The 20,118-nt window shown below is 72.2% G+C and carries 17 protein-coding genes; 6 read left to right on the top strand and 11 right to left on the bottom strand.

The features are described 5' to 3' along the window. Positions 1 to 6 precede the first annotated feature (6 nt). The 8 genes from VT50_RS04520 to fahA form a co-directional block, all read right to left on the bottom strand. Positions 7 to 2,862 carry a fumarate reductase/succinate dehydrogenase flavoprotein subunit gene (locus tag VT50_RS04520; RefSeq protein WP_240529037.1) on the bottom strand — a complete coding sequence of 952 codons (2,856 nt, stop codon included), beginning with the start codon at positions 2,860 to 2,862 and terminating at the stop codon, positions 7 to 9. A 41-nt stretch (positions 2,863 to 2,903) separates the two neighbouring features. Continuing rightward, entirely contained in the window at positions 2,904 to 3,698 is a 795-nt protein-coding gene (locus tag VT50_RS04515; RefSeq protein WP_107424722.1) for an ABC transporter ATP-binding protein, read from the bottom strand. Then, complete coding sequence (locus VT50_RS04510) at positions 3,695 to 4,648, bottom strand: ABC transporter permease (protein WP_240529036.1); 954 nt, start codon at positions 4,646 to 4,648, stop codon at positions 3,695 to 3,697. Before VT50_RS04510 ends, VT50_RS04515 begins: the two co-directional genes overlap by 4 nt. Beyond that, the gene (locus VT50_RS04505) at positions 4,645 to 6,003 is read right to left on the bottom strand and encodes an ABC transporter substrate-binding protein (RefSeq protein WP_046090765.1); all 1,359 of its coding nucleotides are present in this window, start codon (positions 6,001 to 6,003) and stop codon (positions 4,645 to 4,647) included. The genes VT50_RS04510 and VT50_RS04505 overlap by 4 nt, the downstream gene beginning before the upstream one ends. 11 nt (positions 6,004 to 6,014) lie before the next feature. Then, positions 6,015 to 6,242: a 4Fe-4S dicluster domain-containing protein gene (locus tag VT50_RS04500; protein WP_014054080.1), complete on the bottom strand. Its 228-nt coding sequence runs from the start codon at positions 6,240 to 6,242 to the stop codon at positions 6,015 to 6,017. 53 nt (positions 6,243 to 6,295) lie between these two features. Then, positions 6,296 to 7,066 (bottom strand): GntR family transcriptional regulator, encoded by a 771-nt coding sequence (locus VT50_RS04495; RefSeq protein WP_046090766.1) that lies wholly within the window; start codon positions 7,064 to 7,066, stop codon positions 6,296 to 6,298. Positions 7,067 to 7,293: 227 nt separating this feature from the next. After that, positions 7,294 to 7,794, bottom strand: a complete 501-nt coding sequence (locus VT50_RS04490) for a hypothetical protein (protein WP_046090767.1) — start codon at positions 7,792 to 7,794, stop codon at positions 7,294 to 7,296. A gap of 60 nt (positions 7,795 to 7,854) precedes the next feature. Continuing rightward, the gene (fahA, locus tag VT50_RS04485) at positions 7,855 to 9,105 is read right to left on the bottom strand and encodes a fumarylacetoacetase (protein ID WP_046090768.1); all 1,251 of its coding nucleotides are present in this window, start codon (positions 9,103 to 9,105) and stop codon (positions 7,855 to 7,857) included. A 294-nt stretch (positions 9,106 to 9,399) separates the two neighbouring features. Between fahA and VT50_RS04480 the strand changes: the two genes are divergently transcribed. The 6 genes from VT50_RS04480 to VT50_RS04455 all read left to right on the top strand — a co-directional run bounded on the left by VT50_RS04480 (position 9,400) and on the right by VT50_RS04455 (position 16,787). After that, positions 9,400 to 10,638, top strand: coding sequence for a carboxylate--amine ligase (locus VT50_RS04480; protein ID WP_240529035.1), 1,239 nt, complete (start codon positions 9,400 to 9,402; stop codon positions 10,636 to 10,638). Between the two features lie 22 nt (positions 10,639 to 10,660). Further along, the gene (locus tag VT50_RS04475; protein WP_046090770.1) at positions 10,661 to 11,863 is read left to right on the top strand and encodes an FAD-dependent oxidoreductase; all 1,203 of its coding nucleotides are present in this window, start codon (positions 10,661 to 10,663) and stop codon (positions 11,861 to 11,863) included. Between the two features lie 352 nt (positions 11,864 to 12,215). Further along, positions 12,216 to 13,226 carry a polyprenyl synthetase family protein gene (locus VT50_RS04470; protein ID WP_046085964.1) on the top strand — a complete coding sequence of 337 codons (1,011 nt, stop codon included), beginning with the start codon at positions 12,216 to 12,218 and terminating at the stop codon, positions 13,224 to 13,226. Between the two features lie 296 nt (positions 13,227 to 13,522). Then, positions 13,523 to 14,758: a LolA family protein gene (locus VT50_RS04465; RefSeq protein ID WP_046085963.1), complete on the top strand. Its 1,236-nt coding sequence runs from the start codon at positions 13,523 to 13,525 to the stop codon at positions 14,756 to 14,758. A gap of 111 nt (positions 14,759 to 14,869) precedes the next feature. After that, positions 14,870 to 15,853: an ABC transporter ATP-binding protein gene (locus tag VT50_RS04460; protein WP_046085968.1), complete on the top strand. Its 984-nt coding sequence runs from the start codon at positions 14,870 to 14,872 to the stop codon at positions 15,851 to 15,853. Further along, positions 15,840 to 16,787: an ABC transporter permease gene (locus VT50_RS04455; RefSeq protein ID WP_046085962.1), complete on the top strand. Its 948-nt coding sequence runs from the start codon at positions 15,840 to 15,842 to the stop codon at positions 16,785 to 16,787. The genes VT50_RS04460 and VT50_RS04455 overlap by 14 nt, the downstream gene beginning before the upstream one ends. Positions 16,788 to 16,839: 52 nt before the next feature. Here the strand turns inward: VT50_RS04455 and VT50_RS04450 are convergent, their stop codons facing one another. The 3 genes from VT50_RS04450 to VT50_RS04440 all read right to left on the bottom strand — a co-directional run bounded on the left by VT50_RS04450 (position 16,840) and on the right by VT50_RS04440 (position 20,094). Continuing rightward, the gene (locus VT50_RS04450) at positions 16,840 to 17,781 is read right to left on the bottom strand and encodes a M28 family metallopeptidase (protein WP_046085961.1); all 942 of its coding nucleotides are present in this window, start codon (positions 17,779 to 17,781) and stop codon (positions 16,840 to 16,842) included. 196 nt (positions 17,782 to 17,977) lie between these two features. After that, on the bottom strand, positions 17,978 to 19,099 hold the full coding sequence (rarD, locus tag VT50_RS04445) for an EamA family transporter RarD (RefSeq protein ID WP_046085960.1): 1,122 nt from the start codon (positions 19,097 to 19,099) through the stop codon (positions 17,978 to 17,980). A 137-nt stretch (positions 19,100 to 19,236) separates the two neighbouring features. Next, positions 19,237 to 20,094 (bottom strand): SDR family oxidoreductase, encoded by an 858-nt coding sequence (locus VT50_RS04440; protein WP_046085959.1) that lies wholly within the window; start codon positions 20,092 to 20,094, stop codon positions 19,237 to 19,239. Positions 20,095 to 20,118: the final 24 nt, after the last annotated feature.

The following is a 20,118-nucleotide window of genomic DNA, read 5'->3' as shown; positions in this document are numbered from 1 at the left end:
CAGACCCTAGGCCCTCGCCCTGGCCGCGTACGCCCGGACATCCGCATCCGGATCGGAGCGAACCAAGGACAGCGCCTCCCGAGCCCCCAACTCCCGCTCCGCCAACGGCAACAGCGCCAGTACCGCCGCCTTACGGACATCGGCGTGCGGATCCCCCAGCGCACCCCGCAGCGCCGGAACCCCAACCCCCGTCGCCGCCCCAGAGAGCGCCGTCGCCGCCCCCTTGCGCACCTGCCACGCGGCATCCCCCAGCCCCGCCACCGCCTCGGCGTCCAGCGGTGCCGGGCACCCGGCCGAGGCCAGGGCCTCCAGGGCGGCGGCCCGGACGAGGACGTCCGGGTCCCGCAGCAGCGGGGCGAGCAGCCGCCGGGCGTCCGCCTCCCGGCCGCCGGGCGCCAGGGTTCCCAGGGCCCCCGCCGTCGCCACCCTCACCTCGCGCGACGCGTCCACCGCTCCCGGCTCCAGCGCGGTGAGCGCGTCCACCGACACCAGCCCCCGCACGGCCTGGATACGGACCCCGACCGCCGCGTCCGCCAGCGCCCGCGCGAACAGTTCGGCGTCGCCGATGCCCAGCGCACGCAGGACGTCCAGCGCCGCGGCCCGCACCACCGGATCGCCCGCGTTCAGCCCGTGGACCAGGGGTTCGCGCAGAGCGGGTTCCGGGGGCAGCACCTCGACCAGCTCGCGCAGCGAGGCCGCGGCGTCGGCGCGTACGCCCGCGTCCGCGTCGGCCAGGGCGACCGCGAGGGCCGGACCGGTGCCCGGCGGCGCGGTCTCGGTCAGGGCGGCGACGGCGGCCCGGCGCACCGCGGGGTCGGGGTCGGCCAGATAGGGCCGCAGCGCGGCTAGTTCGGGCTGCTCCTCGGCGAGGGCGAGCAGTTCGAGGATGCGCGGTGAGGCGGCGCTGTGGGCCGTACGGGCGGCCGAGGCGTCCATGACCTCCTTACGGCTTTCATCGGCCTTACGGACATCGCCTTCCTTACGGCTCTCATCCGTTCGTCCCGCCCCCGCCCGCGGCGCGTTCTCACGCGGCCCGGCCGTCGCCACCTGCTCCGGCCGCACCTCGCCGAGGGCGCGGGACGTCCCGCCCGTGGGCGCGTACTCCGCCACCGGGACGAGATACGGGGCGACGGGACGCGCGGTGAACTCCATAGCCCCGGACGCCGACTTGCGCAGATCCAGATGGTGGAGCCAGAGCTTGTCATCACGCAGCGGATGGTCGGTCCGCTCGTGGTAGAGCCCCCACCGGCTCTCCGTCCTGGCCAGCGAGGAGCGCGCGGCCATCTCCGCGCAGTCGCGGATGAAGCTCACCTCGGCGCAGCGCATCAGCTCATGCGGCGTATGGGCGCCCATCCCGGCGATGTCCCCGCGCATCCGCTCGAACGCCTCGATGGCGAGCGACAGCCGGGCGCCGCTCTTGGGCGGCGCCACGTAGTCGTTGACCAGGCGCCGGAGCTTGTACTCGACCTGCGGCTGCGGCGGGCCCCCGGGGTTCCGCAGCGGGGCGTAGATCAGCTCATGCGCCTCGGCGAGCTGATCCGGGGGCAGTTCGCCCCGGTACGCCGTCCGGCGGGAGGCGTCCTCGCCCGCCAGATCGCCGAAGACAAAGGCGCCGATCATGTAGTTGTGCGGTACGCAGGCCAGGTCACCGGCCGCGTACAGCCCGGGAACGGTGGTCCTGGCGTGGTCGTCCACCCGTACTCCCGAGGCCGAGTGGCCGCCGCACAGCCCGATCTCGGAGATGTGCATCTCCACGTCATGGGTGCGGTAGTCATGGCCGCGCCCCGCGTGAAAGGTGGCGCGGGTGGGGCGTTCGGTGGAGTGCAGGATGGACTCCAGCGCGGCCACCGACTCCTCCGGCAGATGGCTGAGCTTGAGGTAGACGGGGCCGCGCTCGCTCGCCACCTCCGCCGCGAACTCCGACATCATCTGCCCCGACCAGTAGTCGGAGTCGACGAACCGCTCACCGTGCCGGTTGACCTGGTAGCCGCCGAAGGGATTGGCGACATAGGCGCAGGCAGGGCCGTTGTAGTCCTTGATCAGCGGATTGATCTGGAAGCATTCGATCCCGGTCAGCTCGGCGCCCGCGTGATACGCCATGGCATAGCCGTCGCCCGCGTTGGTGGGGTTCTCGTACGTTCCGTAGAGATAGCCGCTCGCGGGCAGGCCGAGCCGCCCGCAGGCGCCGGTGGCCAGGATCACCGCCCCGGCGCGCACGGTGACGAACCGGCCGGTGCGGGTGTGGAATCCGGCGGCGCCGACGGCCCGGCCGCCCGCGGTGAGCACCCGGACCGGCATCACCCGGTTCTCGACGCGGATGCGCTCACGCATCTCACGCCGCCGCAACTGCCGGTACAGGACCTTCTTGACGTCCTTGCCCTCGGGCATCGGCAGGACGTACGAGCCGGAGCGGTGCACCTGGCGGACCGCGTACTGGCCGTGCTCGTCCTTCTCGAACTTCACGCCGTACCGCTCCAGCCGCTGGACCATGGCGAAGCCTCGGGTGGCGGTCTGGCGCACGGTGGACTGGTCGACGATGCCGTCGTTGGCGCGGGTGATCTCGGCCACGTAGTCATCGGGTTCGGCCCGGCCGGGGATGACGGCGTTGTTGACGCCGTCCATGCCCATGGCGAGCGCGCCCGAGTGACGGACGTGCGCCTTTTCGAGGAGGAGGACGGAGGAGCCGTGCTCGGCGGCGGTGAGCGCCGCCATGGTCCCGGCCGTGCCGCCGCCGATGACGAGGACGTCGCAGGTCAGCTCCTCGGCCGTGATGAGGGCGGGGATCTCCACGGCCGCGGCGTCCGCCCGGTTCTCCGGAGGCTCCCCGTCCGCTCCGTCCGCCCCGTTCTCCGGGTGCTCCATGTGCGACGCACGCTCCCTGTTGTTCACGCCAGTTGGGCCTTTCACATGCCGAGGGATTCGAGGACCTGACGGCGCAGCGCGACCGTCGCCGCGGCGTCGTGGGCGGCGCGCTCGCGCGGATGCGGGATGTCCAGCACCCGGCCGCCGCCCTGCGCGCCGCCGCCCAGCAGCACCACCCGGTCGCCGAGGAACAGCGCCTCGTCCACGTCATGGGTGACGAAGACGACGGTGGCGCGGGTGCCCCGGAGCACTTCGACCAGCAGCCCCTGCATCCCGGCGCGGGTCTGTGCGTCGAGCGCGCCGAACGGCTCGTCCATCAGGACGGCGCGCGGCTCGCCGACGAGCGCCCGGGCGAGCTGGGCGCGCTGCCGCTGGCCGCCCGAGACCCGGTGCGGCAGCCGCCCGCTGTGTTCGGCGAGCCCGACGCGCTCCAGCCACACCTCGGCCCGGCCGCGGCGCTCCGCACGCGGTACGCCCCTTATGGCGAGCGGGAGTTCGACGTTGGCGCGGAGGGTGCGCCAGGGCAGCAGCGCGTCCTCCTGGAAGATCAGCGCCCGGTCGGCGTGCGGCCGGGTGATCGGGGCGCCGTCCTGGCTGACGCGCCCGCCGAGGGGCGGCAGCAGCCCGGCGAGGGTGCGCAGCAGGGTGGATTTGCCGCATCCGGACGGGCCGACGACCGTAAGGATGTCACCGGACGTGACCTCCAGGTCGAGACCGTGGAGGACGGGTGCGCCGGGGCGGCCGAGTGCGGCGTCCTCCAGGCGCAGTCGTACGCCCGGCGGGGCGGCTTCGGCGACCGGCGCGGCCGGGGTGGTGGTGACGTCGGATGTGCTCATGGGGCGACCGCCTCCTTGCGTACGGGCGCCGACCTGCCCGTGGCCCCCGACCGGCCTGTGGTCGCCGTACGGCCCGTGGTCGCCGCACGGCCCGTGGTCTCCGTACGGGGTAGCCATTGGGTCAGCCGCCGTCCGGCCAGCTCGACCGCCGTGGAGGTGAGCCAGCCGAGCACGCCGATCGTGGTCATGCCGACGAAGACGCCCGGATAGTCGACGATCGTGTAGTCCTGCCAGGTGCGGTAGCCGACCCCGTAGGCGCCCGAGATCATCTCGGCGGAGATCACACAGATCCACGAGACGCCGATGCCGACGGAGAGCCCGCCGAGGATCCCGGGCAGCGCCCCCGGCAGGACGACGGACACCAGGACGCGTCCGCGTCCGCCGCCCATGGTCAGCACCGCCTCCTCCCAGACGGGGGCCAGCGCGCGGACCGCGTGCCGGGTGCTCACCATGACCGGGAAGAAGGCGGCGGTGAAGGTGATGAAGACGATCCCCTGCTCATTGCTGGGGAACATCAGGATCGCCACCGGCACCAGCGCGATGGCCGGGATCGGGCGGCACACCTCGAGGACGGGGCCGAGCAGATCGGAGACGAGGGGCGAGCGGGCGATGGCGGTGCCGACCGATACGCCCAGGACGGCGGCCAGCGCGAATCCGGTGAGGATGCGGCTGAGGGAGTCGGTCAGGTCCTGCCAGTAGGCGCCGGTGCCGAGTCGGTCGGCGAACTCCCGGACCACATCGGTGGCGGACGGGAACTGCGCGAAACGCAGCCATAGGTTGACGTCGAGTGCGGTGAGCAACTGCCACAGGCCGAGCGCGGCCAGCAGCGAACCGGCGCGCAGGGTGTAGCGGGCCCAGGGGCGGCGCAGAAGCGGCCGGGGCGCGGCGGCCGGGCCGCCGGGGGCCTCCGGGGCCGGGCGGGGCCGTACGGTCGGAGCGGGCGCGTTCATCGGGCCGCCGCCAGGGCCGCGGGGTAGCTGAGGGTACGGGCGCCGGGGTGATCCGCGATCCAGGTGCGGGCGTTGTCCGGGGTGACGAACGCCCGCAGCTCGTGGCCGTCGCGGACCCAGACCGCCCGGTCCGCGAACCACCGGGTGCCGGTGGCCGCGTCGGGCACATAGGCCGCCCGGACGCGGTCGCGGTGGCTTCGGGCGAAGCGCAGCAGCTCGGTGGGGGTGGCGAAGGTGCGGAGCCGGTTCTCGCCCTTGAGCCAGAGCTGGTTCGGGGAGGCGGGCGGGGTGGCGCGCAGCGCCTTGGCATAGGCGTCCGCGCTTCCGTACGCCCGTTTGAGATAGCGGTCGTCGACAAAGGACGACACGTCGACCGGGCCGACCAGTTTGGCGTCCCGCAGCACCGGCACGTCCTTCTTGAGCGCGGCGGTCAGCCGCGGCTTGAGGGTGGGGTCGAAGGTCGCGATGCCGCCGGTGCCGTTGTAGAGATAGACCACTTCGGGCGGCAGCCCGGTCGCGGTGGCGACCTTACGGGCGGCGTCGAGCGGATGGGCGCGCAGATGGCGGGTGGCGTCGAGCTGGGCGGCGAGGAACGCCTGGACGACGGCCGGGCGCTCGTCGGCGAACGCCTTGCGGGTGGCGACCCCGTGGAAGGTGGGGAGGTTCAGCCGGGCGCCGTCGTACAGCGCCCTGGCCTTGCCCTGGAAGGCGAGCAGCCCCGGCCAGGCCACGAACTGCGAGAGCGCGTCCGCGCTGCCCGCCTCGAGGGCCGAGGCGCCCACGGCGGGCTGCTGGTTGAGCTTGTGGACGCCGCTCTCGGGGTCGATGCCCGCCCGCTGTAGGGCGCGCACGAGTGTGCCGTCCGCGGCTGAGCCGACGCTCGTGGAGACGTTCTTTCCGCGCAGCCCGGACAGGGCACGCAGGGAGGAACCGGGCGCGGTGAGCACCGTATTGAGGCCGCCGCGCAGGTTGTAGCCGGTGACGGAGACCAGACGGGTCGGCGCGTTGAGCTGGGTGCCGCGGCCGGAGTTGATCAGGAGCGGGAAGTCGCCCATCGAGCCGATGTCGACCTTGCCGGCGACCATCTGGGCGGTGATGGGCGCTCCGGTGGCGTAGTCCTCCCACTTCACCTTGTACGTATGTCCGTCGCGGCGGCCGAGGGCCCGCAGCTCGTGTTCGAAGGCGCCGAGGGAGCGCAGCAGGGTGCCCGCGGTCACGGTGTTGATGGTCTTGGACTGGTAGCCGACGGTGACGGTCACGGTCTTGCCGTCCGCGTCCGCGTCGCCGCCGCAGCCGGTGAGGGACAGCAGCAGGGCGCCGGCGGCGAGGGCCGACGGAAGGGTCGTGCGCTGCATCGAGGGGCCTTTCACCTCAGGAGATAGGGCATGTTGACCGTGACCGCGCCGGTGGGACAGCGGGCGGCGCACGGGCCGCAGTACCAGCACTCGTCGACGTGCATGTACGCCTTACCGCTGTCGGGGTGGATCGCGAGGGAGTCGAGGGGGCACATGTCCACGCACAGGGTGCAGCCGTCGATGCACTTGGACTCGTCGATCGTCACCGGCACATCGGCACGCTGGGGCGCAAGAGGCATGGCGGTCTCCAGGGAAGGGCGTGAAGGGGCGGAGGGTGTGGTGTGGGCGGGTCTCAGGCGGTGCGGCGCAACTGGCCGCTCATGGTGATCCGGTCACCGCGGAACCGGATGAACTCCAGGTCCACCGGGCGTCCGTCGCACAGATGGGTGAGCCGCTCCAGCATCAGGACCGCCGCACCGCGCGGGGCCTGCAGAACGGCGGCCGAGTGGGCGTCGGCGTTGACGGCCTCGAGGGTGATCTCGGCGGTGCCCAGGGGCCGTCCGGTGATCTTCTCGATCAGCCGGAAGACATCGGTGTTCTCCAGGTCGGCGCCGACGAGGTCGGTGCCGATGTCCATCGGGAGGTAGGTGAGGTCGAGGGAGAGCGGGAGTCCGCCGAGCCGGCGCAGCCGCTCGACGTAGAGGACATCGGAACGGGCCGGGACGCCCAGCCGGTCCGCGACCAGGGCGGGCGCGGGGACCGGGCCGACGGTGCGCACCTCATTGGTGACCCGGCCGTGCTCGTGAAGGGTCTCGGCCAGGCCCATCAGCCGTTCCAGGCCGTGCGGGTACTTCTCCGCGACCACGACCGTGCCCACCCCGGGCTGCCGCTCCACCAGGCGCTCGGAGCGCAGCAGGTCGAGCGCCTGGCGCACGGTGTTGCGGGAGGCGCCGTAGTCCTGGCCGAGCGCGTCCTCCAGGGGGAGCACGCCCCCGGGGAAGCCGCCGGTGAGGACCTGGTGGCGGAGCAGATCGGCGAGTTGCCGTGCCCGGTCGGCACGGAGCCGGCGGCGGCGCGCGGCGGCGACCGGCGGGGCGTGCTCGCGGGGGCGTTCGGCTGGCATCGGCCGGCTCCGGGGGTGTGCTGGTCGGTGGGTCGTACCGGGACCATACCGACGGGGTCCGGCCGATGGTGTTGCCGAAGTGTTGCGCCACCTGGCGGTGGCATTCCCACCGCCTCTGCCTGCGGCTCCGTGTCCGCGGCGGCAAGATCTGCCACTGTGCGCGGCGGGCCCCCGGCGCGCGGGCGCGCCGGGGGCCCGGGGTGCCGGAGGGGGTTCGGCGCCGTGGCTCAGCCGGTAGGGAGGTCGGTCGGCAGATCGGTCGGGAGACCGGAGGGCAGCGATGACGGAAGGCCCGAGGGGAGGTCGCTCGGCGAGGTCGTCTTGACGAAGGTGTCGTTCTTGGCGAGCGCGTCCCAGTCGACCGTGAGGGTCTTGCCGTCCGCGCTCGCGGTGACCTTGCCCGCGCTGCGGTCGGTGTTGCCGTCGGCGCACTTGAGCATGAGCATCTTCCCGCCCATGTCGGCGTATTCACCGTTGCAGATGTGCTTGTCGGCCATCAGGACGGCCTTCTCGCCGCTGATGGACAGGATGACGGCCCCCTCACCGGCCTTCGCCACATAGGTGCCGGAGACCTTCGTGTCCGCGCCCCCCTCCGCCGGGGCGCTCGACGCGGAGGAGGGGTCCTTGGAGGTGTCCTTCTTGTCGTCGTCGCCACCGTCACTGCCGCATGCGGTCAGCAGCAGGGCGGCAGCCGCCGCCGTGCCGACGACGCTCACTGCCTTCTTCACGTGCTTCTCCTCGATCGTCCGGGATCGTCAGGGCAGGAGCACGACAAATTAGCAGCCGCGTCAGGGCGTGGCCGGAACGACCTGGCCGGTCACCTCGCCCAGGCCGATACGGGTCCCCCGCGGGCCCGGCGCCCAGGCCGTGATGGTCACCTCGTCGCCGTCCTCCAGGAAGGTACGGGTGCCGTCGGGGAGCCGCAGGGGGTCGCGGCCGCCCCAGGTCAGTTCGAGGAGAGAGCCGAGCTCGTCCGGGCGCGGACCGCTGACCGTGCCGGAGGCGAAGACGTCGCCGGTGCGCAGCGAGGCGCCGTTCACCGTGAGGTGGGCGAGCTGCTGGGCCGCGGTCCAGTACATGGCGGAGAAGGGCGGGCGGGAGATCGTGTGGCCGTTGAGGGCGACCTCCAGGCGCAGATCCAGCCCGCCGGGCTCGGCGGAGCTGTCGTCCAGGTACGGGAGGGGCGGGACGTCGCGGGCGGGCGGGCTGGTACGGGCCGCGGTGAGGGCGTCCAGCGGGGTGACCCATGCGGCGAGGGAGGTGGCGAAGGACTTGCCGAGGAAGGGTCCGAGCGGGCGGTACTCCCACGCCTGGATGTCGCGCGCGGACCAGTCGTTGAGCAGACAGACGCCGAAGACGTGGTCGTGGAACCCGGAGAGCGGCACCGGTGTATTCACAGTGGAAGGGGCGCCGACGACGAAGGCCACCTCCGCTTCGAAGTCGAGGCGCAGGGAGGGGCCGAAGACCGGAGTGGGGGAGGAAGCGTGTGGTGCGGAGGTATCGGCCGGGGGCAGATGCTGGCCCTGCGGGCGGACGATGGGCGTGCCCGAGACGAGGATGGTGCCGGCCCGGCCGTGATAGCCGATCGGCATGTGCTTCCAGTTGGGGGTGAGCGCATCGCCGCCGGGGCGGAAGATCCTGCCCGTGTTGGTGGCGTGGTGCTCGCTCGCATAGAAGTCGGCGTAGTCGGCCACCTCGAAGGGGAGGTGGAGCGCCACGGTGGGGAGGGGGTGCATCAGGGGTTCGATGGTCGAGCGGTGCGCCGGGTCGGTGAGCCAGTCGAGCACTTCGGCGCGCACGGCCTGCCAGACCGGGGGGCCCGCGGCCATCAGCGGGTTGAGGGTGTCGGCGCCCAGCTGCTCGGCGTGCGGAGAGGCGGTGGCGGCCGCGGCGGCGCCCATATCGAGCACATGGTTTCCGTAGCGCACCCCGATTTTCCGCAGATGAGGAGCGTGCGGCGCGGTGAAGACGCCATAGGGGAGGTTGTGGGGGCCGAAGGGGTCGCCTTCGGGCAGGTCCAGCGGGGATCGCTGCGGCATCGGGGCTGCCTCGCCTTCTCCTCGTCACTGTGGGACGCAGCACACCTTAAGGCGCGGGGAGTGCGGAGAAGGCCCGGGGCAATGCCGGTGGCCGGGCCCGGGCAATCCGGAAGATCGGAGACAAGAAGGATGAAAAGTGGGATGACACGGAGAATGACACGACGTCGGCTACTCCCTAAAGAGCTGGCAATGTCCGGAAAATCCTTGCTGGAGGCGGCGATTCCGAAGTAGCGTCCTTCATCAGGGTCACGCACAGTGGGGGGGCCACTGCGCTGCGGTGACCGAGGGGGACTCGTGGCGAGCAGTGCCGTGCCGTTCGCGCTGGACCGTTCCGTGCCCGCTCTTATCGTGAAGATCGGCCACTATCCGCTGCACCACGGTGGCGTCGGAGCCATTCGGTCCCTGGGGCGTCTCGGTGTCCCCATGTACGCGGTCACCGAGGACCGTTGGACCCCGGCGGCGCTCTCGCGCTATCTGAGGAGGGCCTTCGTCTGGCCGACCACCGGCGAGGAGCGGCCGGAGCGGCTGGTGGAGGGGCTGCTGCGGATCGGCCGTGCGATCGGTCGGCCGACGGTGCTGCTGCCCACCGACGAGGAGGCGGCGGTGCTGATCGCCGAGCACGCGGACCGGCTCGCCGGGGAGGGCCGCTTCCTCTTCCCGCGCACCGAGCCCGAGTTGCCCCGGCGGCTGGCGAGCAAGCGGGGGCTGCACGAGCTGTGCGTCAAGCACGGGGTGCCCACGCCCGAGAGCGCCTTCCCGGACACCTACGCCGATGTCAAGGCGTTCGCGGCCGGTGCCCGGTTCCCGGTGGTGGCCAAGAACCGGGAGGCGTTCGAGCGGCGGAAGAAGCCCGCGGTGGGCGGCACCACCCGGATCGGGGGCCCTCGGGAGCTGATGGAGCTGGCGCGGCGGTGGGGGCCGCGGCCGGGGGTGGTCCTGCAGGAGTATCTGCCGAGAGAGGAGGCCGAGGACTGGATCGTGCACGCGTACTTCGACGCCCGGAGCACACCGCTGGCCATGTTCACCGGGGTCAAGGTGCGGTCCTGGCCGCCGCACGCGGGCATGACGGCGTGTGCCTATGTGGTCGAGAACGAGGAACTGGCGCGGATGGCGGCCCGGTTCGTCCAGCGGATCGGCTTCAGCGGCACGGTCGATCTGGACTGGCGCTTTGACCGGCGTGACGGACGGTACAAGCTGCTGGACTTCAATCCGCGGATGGGCGCCCAGTTCCGGCTCTTCGAGAACGCGGCGCGGATCGATGTCGTACGAGCCCAGCATCTCGATCTGACCGGGCGCGCGGTGCCCGGGGCCGGGCAGCGGCCGGACCGGCGGTTCCTGGTCGAGAACATCGACCTGCCCGCGCTGCTCGCCTACCGCCGCAGCGGCTACACCACCCCGCACGCCCCGGCGCGGGCGAGCGGGACCGAGCTGGCCTGGGCCGCGCGGGACGACATGAGGCCGTTCTTCACCATGCTGGCCCGCTCGCTGCGGCCCGGTGCGGCACAGCTGTACCGGCTGTGGCGCGCCAAGTGAACGCGACACCTTGGGGGGATTCATGAACGATCCGGTAGCGGTCATCGGCGCCGGTCCATACGGTCTGTCGACCGCCGCGCACCTCCGCGCCCGCGGGCTGCCGGTCCGTGTCTTCGGGGAGCCGATGGTGAGCTGGCGGGAGCAGATGCCCGCGGGCATGCTGCTCAAGTCCACACCGGCCGCCTCGACCATCGACGCGCCGCAGCCGGGCCACACCCTGCTCGACTTCTGCCGTGCGACGGGCGGCCCGCGCTATGAGTCCGATTGGGACATCGTCCCCGTGGAGACCTTCGCGGCCTATGGGCTGTGGTTCCAGGAGCGGCTGGTGCCGGAGTTGGAGCGGGTCCGGGTGGTGGCGGTGGACCGGCGGGGCGGCCGGTTCGAGCTGAAGCTGGACTCGGGGGAGCAGTTCACCGCGCGGGCCGTCGTCGTCGCCAGCGGGCTCAGCGGGCTCGCCCACCTCCCCCGGGAGCTGGCCGCCGCCGTACCGGGCGGACCCGCTCCGGGCGGCCCCGTCTCCCACAGTTCGCACCATCGCGACCTGGGCCGCTTCCGGGGGCGTGAGGTGGTGGTCGTGGGGGCCGGGCAGTCGGCGCTGGAGAGTGCGGTGCTGCTGGCCGAGGCGGGCGCCGCCGCGGTGCGGGTGGTGGCCCGCGGGCCGCGCGCGGTCGCCTTCGGCACCCCGCCGGACCGGCAGCCCAGGCTGCGGCCCGAGTCGCCGTTCGGCCGCGCCTGGTCGCTGTACGCGCTGTCGTACCACGCCGTGGGCTTCCGGCGGCTGCCCGCACCGGCCCGGGAGTATCTGGTGCGCAGGGTGCTGGGGCCCAAGGGGGCGTGGTGGCTGCGGGACCGGTTCGCCGGGCGGGTGCGGGTCACCCAGGGGCGGCGGATCAGCCGGGTCACGGTGGGGGACGACGGCCGGCCGGTGCTCACCCTGCGCGGGGACGGCCGGGTCGGTGAGCTGGCCGCCGACCATGTGATGGCCGCGACGGGCTATCGGATGAGCGTCGCGGCGCTGGACTTCCTCGGGCCCGGGCTCCGCTCCGAGCTGGTCACCGGAGCCGGCGGACCCCGGCTCGACGCCGGTTACGGCTCCTCGGTCCCGGGGCTGTACTTCACCGGGCTGCCCGCGGCGGCGAGTTTCGGCCCGGTGATGCGATTCGTCTGCGGTACGGAGTACGCGTCGCCGCGGTTGGCGAAGGCGGTGGCAGCCATGCACGGATAAGCGACCGTCACCCACGGCCACCGGCCACCGGCCGCCCCGGTCACGGCCACCGGTCCCCCTCTTTACGGCCGGTCCGGCGGCCGTAAAGAGGGGGACCGGTGGGCCCTCCGGCGATTCGGTCGGCCGAACCCTCCGGCGGTTCGGCTGACCGGCCGGGTGGCGGCGGGGCATGAATGATCTGCTGCGATCGCGGTACTGCGATGTGAAGCGGTCGGTTCGGGAGAGAACGGTGAGAGGCGCACAAGGCGGGAAGGCGCCCACAGTGATCGATACCCGACCGGATACGCTGCCTGTTGGTGGAGGCAGCGACACATCGACATTCGCGTCATTCGTAGGCAGACAGGAGTACCCCGTGAGCTTCGTCGGGCCCTTGGGGCTGAGCGTGCGGGACCGGACTCTGGAAGCCGACACCCAGGCCGGGCTGACGGCGGTCGAAGAGGGGCTGCTGGAGGCCACCAAGAGCGATGTGCCCTTCATCACGGAGGCCGCCCAGCATCTGGTGCGGGCCGGGGGGAAGCGGTTCCGGCCCCTGCTGGTGCTGCTGGCGGCGCAGTTCGGCGACCCCCACGCGCCCGGAGTGGTGCCCTCGGCGGTGGTCGTCGAGCTCACCCATCTGGCGACGCTGTACCACGACGATGTGATGGACGAGGCGGAGGTGCGGCGCGGCGTCTCCAGCGCCAACGCCCGCTGGGGCAACTCGGTGGCCGTCCTCACCGGCGACTTCCTCTTCGCCCGGGCCTCGCACATCCTGGCCGACCTCGGACCCGAGGCGGTGCGGATCCAGGCCGAGGCGTTCGAGCGGCTGGTCACCGGTCAGATCCTGGAGACGGCCGGCCCCCGCGATGGCCGCGACCCCGTCGAGCACTACCTGGACGTGCTGGCCGGTAAGACGGGCTCGCTGATCGCCGTCTCCGGCCGGTTCGGCGCGATGATGTCGGGCGCCGACGAGAGCATCGTCAGCATCCTCACCCAGTACGGCGAGCGGCTCGGCATGGCCTTTCAGCTCGCCGACGACGTGCTGGACATCGCCAGCGACAGCCATGAGTCCGGCAAGACCCCCGGCACCGATCTGCGCGAGGGCGTGGCCACCCTGCCCGTGCTCTATGTGCGGGAGCAGGCTGCGGCGACCGGTTCCGCCGAGGACCGTGAGCTGTGCGAACTGCTCGCGGGCGATCTCACCGATGACGCGCGCCATGCCGAGGTGCTGCGGCGGCTGCGCGCCCATCCGGCGCTGGAGCGGGCCCGCCGGGTCACGGTCCGCTATGCGGCGGAGGCCCGTTCGATGCTGGCGCCGCTGCCCGAGGGCCCGGCGAAGAAGGCCCTCGAGGGGCTGTGCGACGCGGTGGTCCACCGAGCGGGCTGACGCCCGCCCCGGCCCCCCGGCCCTGCCCTGCGGGGCCTCGGCCCCGCCTCGGCTCCGGTGGCGGGCCGGGCCTCCCGGGAGTCGGCCCTGAGTCTTGGGGTACGCGGCCCCTGACTCCCGGTGGAGCGGCGTCATACCCGAGCAGTACGCCGAGGTGATCCTGCGGGCTGACGCGCCTCGTCAAACGATTTGGTGGGATGAAAAGACCACCACATGGCGGGATCGGGTGACAATGGCTCGAGAGGTGGACGAGTGCAAGCTGACGAACCGCCGCCGACGACGGAGGTAGAGCACACATGGCACGGATCCGACCGACACAGGTCGCCGACGACGGCTTCTGGGATGAAGAACGGCCAGCACGGGGGAAGAAGGCCGCCCGGTACGCCGCTCCGGTCGCCGTCGCGGGCATCGCGGCGGCGACCATAGGACTGGTCCCGGCGCTCGCCAGCACCGGCGACCCCGATCTGCCGAAGATCTCGGCGCAAGAGCTGATCAGCAAGATGGCGGCATCGGACGCCCAGCAGATGTCCGGTTCGGTGAAGATCACCACCGATCTGGGCATCCCCTCGCTCCCCGGCGGCGGCTCCCTCGCCGACCTCGGCGGTGAGCGCAGCGGCGACGCGTCCGCCGCGCCCGAGTCCAAGCTGATGGAGCTGATCTCCGGCTCCCACACCCTGCGGGTGGCCACCGACGGCCCCGACAAGCAGCGGGTGTCGATCGTCGAGAACGCCGCCGAGTACAGCATGATCCACAACGGCGAGGAGGTCTGGGCGTACGACAGCGGGAGCAATTCCGCCTACCACGCCACCGCCCCCAAGGACGCGAAGGCCAAGGGCGACCACCGGCAGGAGGTGCCGAAGGACCTGCGGGACGCCACGCCCCAGAAGATCGCCAAGACGGTGCTCTCCTCCGTGGACGACACCACCGATGTGAGCGTCGACGGCACCTCCAGGGTCGCCGGGCGGGACGCCTACGACCTGCTGATCAAGCCCAAGCAGAACAGCGACTCCACGATCGGTTCCGTCCGTATCGCGGTGGACGCGGAGAACGGTGTCCCGCTGAAGTTCACGCTCTCCCCGAAGAGCGGCGGCAAGGCGATCATCGACGTGGGCTTCACCAAGGTGGACTTCGGCAAGCCCAAGGCGGCCACCTTCGACTTCCACCCGCCCAAGGGTGCCAAGGTCACCGAGGAGCCCAAGGCCGACCGTAAGGACGCCCCGAAGGACTTCGGCGGCAAGGACTTCACGGACGCCCAGGGCGCCCTGTCCGGGCTGAAGGTCGTCGGAGACGGCTGGGACAAGGTCGCCCGGCTCGACACCCCCGGCGGCGCCGCGGCGCCCGGCGGCGACAACGGCCCGGGCGTGGCCTCCGGCCTCCTCGGCGGCTTCGGCAAGGAGGTCAAGGGGAAGTTCGGCTCCGGCACCGTGGTCAGCACCCGGCTGGTGAACGCGCTGCTCACCGACGACGGCAAGGTGTTCGTCGGCGCGGTCGACAAGGACGCCCTGGTCAAGGCCGCCAACGCGGCCAAGTGAGCCCACCGGGCGGATAACGCGCGGTGACGGACGGCGCAGGGTGCGTTGACGCCGCAGGGGTGCGTTGACGACGCGGAACGCGCGGTGACGACGCAGAACGAAGGGGAGCCCGTGGAGCAGCGGTCCACCGAGGGGGATGACGCCGCGGTGGAGACCCGCGGGCTCACCAAGCGTTATCGGGGCGGGCAGCTCGCGGTCGACGCGCTGGAGCTGTCCGTGCCGCGGGGCAGTGTCTTCGGCTTCCTCGGGCCCAATGGCTCGGGGAAGACGACGACCATCCGCATGCTCATGGGCCTGATCGAGCCCACCTCGGGCAGGGCGAGACTGCTCGGCGAGCCGATGCCGCGCGCCGCCCGGAGCGTGCTGCCCAGGGTGGGGGCCCTCATCGAGGGCCCCGCCCTGTACCCCTTTCTGACCGGCCGCGACAATCTGCTGCGTTACGACGCGGCCGACCCCACCGCCGACCCCCGCACCCGCGCCCCCCGCGTGGCGGCCGCCCTGGACCGGGTCGGGCTGGCCGCCGCGGCCGGGAAGAAGGCCCGGGCGTACTCGCTCGGCATGAAGCAGCGCCTGGGCCTGGCCGCCGCGCTGCTCCAGCCGCGTGAGCTGCTGGTGCTGGACGAGCCGACCAATGGCCTCGATCCGCAGGGCATGCGCGAGATCCGCGCCCTGGTGCGTGAGCTGGCCGAGGAGGGCACCACCGTCTTCCTCTCCTCCCATCTCCTCGATGAGATCGAACAGGTGTGCACCCACGCCGCCGTGATGGCCCAGGGCCGTCTGATCGCCCAGGGCACGGTGGCCGAGCTGGCGGCGGGCAGCCGCGGCCGACTGGCCGTCACCACCCCGGACCCGGTGGACGCGGTCCGGGTGCTCAAGGAGCACGGGGTGACGGATCTGGTGGTCCTGGACGAGCGCGTCTCCGGCGAGCTGCCGTTGCCCGGCGCCGCTGTGGACGACCCACCGCTTGAGCTGGCCGATCTCAATGCCGCCCTCGTACGCGCCGGGGTGCGGGTCAGGGCCTTCGGGGCCGAACGCGCCTCGCTCGAGGACGCCTTTGTCGCGCTGACCGGAGAGGGCTTCGATGTCGCGGGCTGAAGAAACGGAGGCGCCCGACACCGGCGTACCGGAGACGGCCGACACCGGCGTTCCCGCCGAGAAGGCCGCGCGCCCGCCCCGCGCCAACCCCCTGTGGGCCCTGGCGCTCTTCCGCTCCGAGCTGACCATCACCCTCCGCCGCTGGCGGACCCTGGCCCTGCTCGGGGTGCTCGCGCTGATCCCGATCCTCATCGGCATCGCCGTGAGGATCGAGACCAGCGACGGCGGCGGCTTCGGCGGCGGCCGTGGGGGAGAGGGGTCGGGCCCCGCCTTCTTCCCGCAGATCACCAACAACGGGATCTTCCTGGTCTTCGCGTCGCTGGCGGCGACGCTGCCGGTCTTCCTGCCGATGGTGATCGGCGTGATCGCCGGTGACGCCATCGCCGGTGAGGCGGGCTCAGGGACGCTGCGCTATCTGCTGGTCGCCCCCGCCGGGCGGACCCGTCTGCTGCTGGCCAAATTCACCACCACCATGGCCTTCTGCCTGATCGCGACCCTGGTGGTGGCCCTCTCGAGCCTGGTGACGGGGGCGCTGCTGTTCCCGCTCGGCGATGTCACGCTGATCTCGGGCATCACCGTCTCGTTCGAGGAGGCGCTGCTCCGGGCGCTCGGCGTGGCGGCCCTGGTGGCCCTGTCGCTGGTGGGGATCGCCACGGTGGGGCTGTTCATCTCCACCCTCACCAACAGCGGGATCGCGGCCATGGCCACGACCGTGGGGCTGGTGATCACCGCGCAGATCCTCGACACCATCCCGCAGCTGCACGCGATCCACCCGTATCTCTTCCCGCACTTCTGGCTCAGCTTCGCCGATCTCCTCCGCGAGCCGGTCTACTGGGACGAGCTGGTCAAGAACCTGGGGCTGCAGGGGCTGTACGTGGCCGTGTTCGGCTCGGCGGCCTGGGCCCGGTTCACCGCGAAGGACATCACGGCCTGAGGCTCGGGCCGCGCGGCGGAGCCGAACACGGCACGTCGTCATCCGTCCGGGGTCAGGCGCCGCCGAGCGTCCAGACCGCGTAGGCGATGGCGTCGCTGTTGCGGTCCAGGGCGGTGTCGTCGATGTTGGCCGAGGTGTCGCAGGAGCGGTGGTAGCAGCTGTCGAACGCCTGGCCGGAGGTGCCGCCCCACTTCTGGGCCTGGGCGGCGGTCTTGGTGTAGTCGGCGCCGCTGAAGAGACCGCCCACCGGGATGCCCCTGTTCTTGAACGGCGCGTGGTCGGAGCGGCCGTCGCCCTCGGTCTCGATCTCGGTGGGCACGCCCTTGGCGGAGAAGAACGCCTTGAAGACCGACTCGATCCCGGGGTCGTCGTCGTACACGAAGTAGCCGGGGTTGGGCGAGCCGATCATGTCGAAGTTGAGATAGCCGTCGATCTTCGCCCGTTCGGATGAGGGCAGGTTGTTGATGTAGTAGGTGGAGCCGACCATCCCCCGCTCCTCGGCGCCCCACCAGGCGAACCGCAGATGCTTGGTGGGCTTCGCGCCCTGGCGGGCGACGGTGAGCGCGGTCTCCAGTATTCCGGCGGAGCCCGAGCCGTTGTCGTTGATCCCGGGGCCCGCGGTGACGGAGTCGAGATGGGCGCCGGAGAACACCACGTTGTCGGTGTCGCCGCCGGGCCAGTCGGCGATGAGGTTGTAGCCGGTGGCACCGCCGGAGGTGAACTGCTGCACGGTGGTGGTGTATCCGGCGGCGTCCAGCTTGCCCTTGATGTAGTCGAGCGACGCCTTGTAGCCGGGGCGGCCATGGGCGCGGTCGCCGCCGTTGGCGGTGGCGATGGACTGCAGCTGGGCCAGGTGGGCCTTCACATTGGCCAGCGGGACATCCGGTGCCGCGAGGGCGGTACGGGCGTCCGCGGTGTGCCGGGCCGATGCGGCGGCGGAGGTGGCCGGAGCCGCCGAGACCAGGGCGGCGACCGCCGTACCTGCGGCGGCCATCGCGGCCGTACGGCGTATCAGGGATCTTCGGGGGCGGGCTTGCGCACATGAGGACATGGGGGGCTCCGATTCCGAACGGGGATGGTACGGAATGACGTGACGCTGTGTGGTGCACGTGCCCGTGGGGGCGGTGGAGCGGTGAACGTGCTGATGCTCGGGGCGTGGCTGACTCCGCGTCAAGGGCGGAAACCGGACTTCAGCCGCCGGATATCGGTCCCGGCCGGGCCTCGGGCACGGCGGCGTCCGGGACGTCGACGTCCGGGATGGCGCCCGATGCGGCGACCTCCGGCACGACCGCCTCCGGCACAACGGCCTCCGGCACAACGGCCTCCGGTGCGACGTCAGCCCCCCGCACGACGTCGGCCTCCACTGTCGCCGACCGCGCCCCCGCCCGCGCGGCGGCGTCCGCCAGTGCCCGCCGCGCCCGTCGGGCGGTGCGCAGCGCGTCCCAGGTCAGCAGCGCGAGCGCGAGCCAGACGAGGGCGAAGCCCGCCCACCGTTCGGGTGGCATCGACTCGTGGAAGACGGCGAGCCCGAGGACGAACTGGAAGGTGGGCGCCACGTACTGGAGCATCCCGATCGTCGACAGCGGCAGCCGCACCGCCGACGCCCCGAAGCAGATCAGCGGCACCGCCGTGATGAAGCCGCAGCTCGCCAGCAGCACCGCGTGCCCGGCGCCCTCGCTCGCGAACGTGCTGCCGCCGTGCCCCCCGAGCCAGATCAGAAAGCCGAGCGCGGGCAGGAACTGCACGGCGGTCTCGGCGGCCAGTGACTCCAGCCCGCCGAGACCGACCCGCTTCTTGGCCAGGCCGTACGTCGCGAAGGTGAAGGCGAGGGTGAGCGCGATCCACGGCAGCTTGCCGTAGCCCACCGTCAGCACGGCCACGGCCACCGCCCCGACGCCGACCGCCGCCCACTGCGCGGGCCGCAGCCGCTCACGCAGCAGCAGCACCCCGAAGGCGATGCTGACCAGCGGGTTGATGAAGTATCCGAGCGCGGTCTCCACCACATGTCCGCTGTTGATGCCCCAGATGTACATGCCCCAGTTGACCGAGATCACGGTCGCGGCGAGCGCGATCACGCCCAGCCGCCGGGGCTCCCGCAGCAGTGGCCGTATCCAGCTCCAGCGGCGCAGCACCAGCAGCACCAGACCGACGGCCGCCAGCGACCACACCATCCGGTGGGCGAGGATCTCCACCGCCCCGGCGGGCTCCAGCAGCGGCCAGAAGAGCGGCACCAGACCCCAGATGGCGTACGCCGCGAAGCCGTAGAGGAGCCCGGTGCGATCGACGCGGTCCTGCTGGTCCTCCGGCGTCACGGCACCCTCCCCGACGGCATGACAAGCCCCCGGCGGGCCCGTTCCGAGGCTCCGAAGGTAGCGCTGGCGGAGCCCGCCTGTCATTTCCGTATCGGAATACGGTCATGACAGGCGGGCCGTGGTGGGTACGGGGCCGGTCAGCCCTTCAGGGCGGCCGCCACCGAGTCCGCGATGGGCGTGGTCGGACGGCCTATGAGACGGGACAGCTCACCCGGGGTGGCGTCCAGCCGGCCGCGCTCGATGGCCGCCTCGACATCGGAGAGGATCACGGCGAGCGGTTCGGGGACGCCGGCGCCGGTGAGGATGGCCTGGTACTCCGCGGGGGAGACGGCGCCGTAGACGATCTCCTTGCCGGTCTGCCGGGCGACCACCCCGGCGTACTCGGCGAAGCCCCACGCGGTGTCGCCGGACAGCTCGTAGGCCTTGCCCTCGTGGCCCTCACCGGTCAGGACGGCGACGGCCGCCGCCGCGTAGTCGGCGCGGGCGGCGGAGGCGACCCGGCCCTCGCCCGCGGCGCCCACGACGGCGCCGTGCTCCAGGACGGTGGGGAGGTTGTCGGTGTAGTTCTCGTTGTACCAGCCGTTGCGCAGCAGCACGTACGGCAGACCGGAGTCGATGATCGCCCGCTCGGTGACCTTGTGCTCATCGGCCAGGGAGAAGTCGGCGGCGGGGCCGCCCAGGACGCTGGTGTAGGCGAGCAGCGCGACACCGGCCTCCTTGGCGGCGTCGATCACGGCCTGGTGCTGCGGCCCGCGCTGCCCGACCTCGCTGCCGGAGATCAGCAGCACCTTGTCGCCCGCGGCGAAGGCGCCGGAAAGCGTCTCGGGCCGGTTGTAGTCGGCCACGTGCAGCCGCACCCCGCGGTCGGCGAGTGCTGCGGCCTTCGCGGTGTCGCGTACGACCGCGGTGATCTGGTCGGCGGGAACCTTCTCCAGCAGCCCCTCGACGACGAGGCGGCCGAGGTGGCCGGTGGCTCCGGTGACGACGATGCTCATATCCGTGACTCTCCTGGCTAGGGA

It is taken from the genome of Streptomyces antioxidans, from assembly GCF_000968685.2.
GTDB classification, from domain to species: domain Bacteria; phylum Actinomycetota; class Actinomycetes; order Streptomycetales; family Streptomycetaceae; genus Streptomyces; species Streptomyces antioxidans.
The sequence above is the reverse complement of the archived record's forward strand: the minus strand, read 5'-3'. Positions and strand labels throughout refer to the sequence as shown.